Annotated in this window: 1 protein-coding gene; it reads right to left on the bottom strand. The window is 38.5% G+C overall.

Annotated elements, in window-relative coordinates:
• Positions 1-4,593 (bottom strand): hypothetical protein (locus AC220I_RS18450; RefSeq protein WP_486725334.1); only part of this gene is annotated, 4,593 nt, incomplete at its 3' end.
• Positions 4,594-4,626: the final 33 nt, after the last annotated feature.

Genomic DNA, 4,626 nt, shown 5'->3' with positions numbered 1-4,626 from the left:
GGCGCCGTTTTTACGATAAGCCCACGTAGATTTTGCAATGCCATTACCGCTTTCCCCTTGATGGTCAAGGTCATAAGACTGGTTATTCATGCTTATGCCAATATTGGAAAGTTGATAGTTGTAGTTAATGTCAAAGTCTGCAATTGGTCTCCTATGAACATAGACTTTTAAAGTTTCTTCATCAGACGTTCTATTAAACTCTGCAAACCTAAAATTTGTACTTGGCTTATCAGTTGCCTTATACTGAATTTCGAACTTACCGACTTTATCAAAAGTCGTAAGTGGTACAGTTCTAAGCTGATTGTGGTATACCGATACGCCCATCGAGTTTTTATAAAAGGTGCTGTCATGGATTGCCTTTGATTGCTCTGATAATTTAGGGTCGTTTTCGATATCTCTATAAAATTGATCATACGTGATGGTGTCCTCACCTAAGATGACATAAGTTCCACCATCGGGTGCAAAATTGACCTTATTCTCAGAAAGAATGTCAGCGATCATCAGTTCAATAGCGTCCTCACCATACTGCTTGCCTTTAGTGTTGACATTTATCAAGTTTCTAAGGTTTGTTTCTGAATCAAGATTAACGGAATAGTCATCCACATAAGAAGCCTTTGTAGACACTCTTACAGCCATATCCTCGTCTTTAATATAATTTTCAATGTCCTTACTCACCTTTTTAAAAGAATCGTTCTTAGCTAAATATAAGAGATATTTAGATGCACCATCCCTATGTGTGCTTGTCGTGATTTTTGATGCATCAACAGCATAGGTTTTCCACCCTGCTAAATATTGAGACTCTTTGACTAACACTTTTGGTCCATATGATGGCGTGTAATAATAATCATAGCCCGGTCCGTATTCATCCCCTTCTTCGTCATCTTCCCACCATAAAACATGTGGATTATAGACCCTATTTGAGTAGGTGTAGTTTGTCACATAGGCAACAAGTTTGTAATCAAATACCGTCGAGTTGATAGGATCAATCCAAAAGTAATTTGATTTAGGGGGAATAGTAGGTGCAGTGCTAAATCTCGATTGATACATAACTTTAGGTTGTACTGTAGCATAATCAAGATATGGCACACCACTAACACCACTTGAATTTATTGTATCAGGACTAAAATATTGATACGTTATCACACGGTCATTCGCAAGACTTGACCAAGTGTCAATTTTGTTATAAGTGAATTGAGAAGATATGACCTGAACTGGGTAGAACACAGTCACGGTGGTAATGTACTTTTGAAGTGTGTAGTCGTAATAGGTATATTGATATTCAATTGAATAAGTTCTTCCATCGTTTGGTATATCATCTTTGTTTGCAAAATATTCTTTTCCAAATAGAGCATTTGGAGTCTCTTTAAATTCGTATACATCACCGTTTTTTGCATAGGCTTTATTGGGTTCTATTTTGGCAATACCACCAATTGCCCGATCAAGATTTGTTAAGTTTGTAATATCTACTACCGTATTTTGATTGTCATAGTAATATGTCATGGCAGAAGATAAACTTATTGATTTATACGAAGTGCTTCCTAAAGAGGTAGGGGGGGTATTTACATATCCAGTAGGATAACCAAACCCATTTAAACCTTGACCAAAGCCTTTCCATGACCCATCTGTCTTTCTTGCTACAAATGCAGTCCCATTACTCCAAATATAATCTATGCTTGAAAATTGTGTGAGCTGTACAGGAGAAAATAAACCAGTACCGATTATGCTATCATACGTTTGACCCCCTGAATATGGATTACCACCATAAGGGTCTTGAATTACTGGTAAAGTTTTAGAAAGATCACAGCGATTATAAACAGCCGTGAAGTATGATCCATTTTGTTCAAAGGTTTGAACGGTTCTACCAAATGCATAAACCTTGCCTGTATTTGATAAGAAATAGTAACGGTTATCGCCACCTTCTATCTGCTTAATGTCGGATAGTATCTTTCTTGGTGACATAGCCCACATTGCACTATGTCCATAAAATCCAATGTTATTTCCCGAAACAGTTCCAATCATGTAAACATCGCCGTTTTCAAGCAAGAAAAAGCGTCCTTGATTGCCATTAAACATATAACTCGCTTTTATTCTTGACGGGAAAGTTCCATTGGTCGTTTCCGTCATGTTCGTATAAAGTCTTGTTGTAGATTGAGTTACCGTGTAAGAGTTATCACTGTACTCAATAAGGCCATTCCAGTTCGCCACAGGGTATTTGGGTGTGTCTTGGTTCATGACGTTAGTATAACCTTCGGCATCTTGGTGTATATATCTTCCCACGTACTTTTTATCTGATATGATATTGAACTTAACATTTAAAAAATTCTCATAACCTTCATTCACCATCGTATTAAGTCTTGTTTCAAGATCAAGTAAGTCTTGACCCTCATAATCTGTCATTACATCAATATCAATTTTCTGTTCCTTCACTGCCATGAAGCTGACGATTGGTTTATAATTATCAATCGTGATCACGTTCTTTGTCGTGCCAGTTCTATAGTCTGCCGATGTGATGTAACTTGAAATGGTCGGTTGCCCGAAATCCTCTGTAACTGATAAAGATATTTCATAACGCCCAACAGAACTGACATTGAAGGACACAAAATCATCTGTGTAATCACTTGTGGATTTAAGCGCAACAGCAGTTTCATCTGCAAAGCTACCATCATTGTCACTATCGAACTTATATGACCATGTTCGACTCTTTATAAAATCGCCATCGTTCGAATAAGAATGGTCATAGGCTTTTACTGTGGCAATCCTCGTACCGTCTCTAAATTTTGGATTGGTAGAGTCAACCACCATAATAGGGGCTTTATCCTCAACCACATTGAGAATCATAGTTTTAGTATCAGATAGATTATAAGTATTTTTCCCTGTACAGGTCACAAGATACTTGCCCGCTTTTTTCATAAGGACATCAATCTGCTTGCCATGCGTAGACACCATCTTAACATTACTCTGTGGATTAGTGACGTCCATTGGTTTAATGGTCCAATTGTAATTTTCACCAACCGCACTCATGGATTCCGTCCAGTTCATGGCTTTAAGGGTAATTTTACGATTTTCTTTATAAAAGCCAACACTGGTGAGTTCAATTGACGGCGGTACTGGTGTGACCTTTATATATTGACTGGTTTCACTTCTTGCACCGTCATCATCTGTAACACCCATAATCACTTGAAAGTTTCCAGTTCCCATAAACGTTGGAAAACAGGACGATTTTGTGTCCTCTTGATAAAATCCGATACTTGGTATTGAGAAGTCATACAAAACGATATTGCCATCAACATCAAACGATTGAGATCCCGAAATATACACACTACCTACAAGGGTTTCTTCGGGTGCTTTTAAAATTGGGACTGGTGGCAAATTATTGTTTGTCTTAAAAAGATAGGTTGAACACTTAACAAGTGGCGATTCAATAACGCCCCCACCTTTTAGGTTTACAATCGCCTTCCCTTCAAACCATTGATTCTTAGGTGTCCCATTATAAGCAATGGTGAAGCTGTGAGACATACTTTGGTTAAGACTTGGAAAAAAGGTCTGTGACCTCGTTTGGTCTTTTTCAAAAGTTGATATTTGAAGTTCTACCGATAAAATGTCCGTCGGTTCAACATTGAGTACCCCTGTATTTAAGGTTACTGGTATACTCACCGTATTTTGTAAATCATCAAGCATAATTTCACTTGGCGAACTTATGACCGCTGTTGCCATCGGTTCGGGGTTCTTTTCAATTACAAGTGTAGCAGTAGCAACTTTAGGTGGGTTTTTATTTTCAGTTGAGGACTTTGTCACTGGTGTTGAGTCCCACGGTCTTTCATAAGTCGCTGTAGTTTCAAGTTCAACGGTATACGTCCCCACTTCAAGCGTGCTTGGCATTACAGAAGATGGGGTACTCACAGGATTAATTGTCGCGAAGGTTGACGCCCCTTGTTTTTTATAACGCCACTTGTAACCAAGTGGTACAGTCTTATTTGGGAATGTAGATTCTACCCCGACAAGATTGATTGGCTCACCCTCTTTGAAGGTATAAACACCACTAGGTTCAACCACGCTTTGATTGTTTTCATCAAGTCTAGAAATGACTGGCTTTAAATCCCCTACTGGTTGTGCCACGTAACCAAGTGGAATATTGTAATAGGTTTCTATGGCTGATTGAGTTGACTTGGTCCATTCAATTTCAGACCCTAAGATATCTTGCTTGGTCATCCATATAGTACCTTGTGGGTTTGGCTTACCATCTGTCCCCACTGTGAAAGTGCCTTTTTCAACGCCATTATAAACTTTTGTAAATATCCCATCGAGGTAGATGGTGTTATTATTAGCGAAAAAAGCAGCGATATTTTCACGATCTACAGGGTCGGTATAGGAACGGTCAAAGGATTCGTAAATTGGTGTTGTGCCATCGGATTTCACCGCATTATCACCACTTAAAGGAACTCTGAAATAGTTGGTTGTCCACATTCTACCGAGTTTGGGATAAGGTTCTGACGTTTCAAATTGTTTCATAGTGAAATAAGCTTCATAATCTTTACCATTGGAATTAAAATGTGCTTTAAAGCCAACCGTCCTATAAGCTACACCCGATGACACAATAGGGGTATCGGTGGTGAATTTAAAGGTGTT

Source organism: Fusibacter sp. (genome assembly GCF_057447755.1).
Note: the sequence above shows the minus strand (reverse complement) of the source record. Positions and strands in the feature narration are given on the sequence as shown.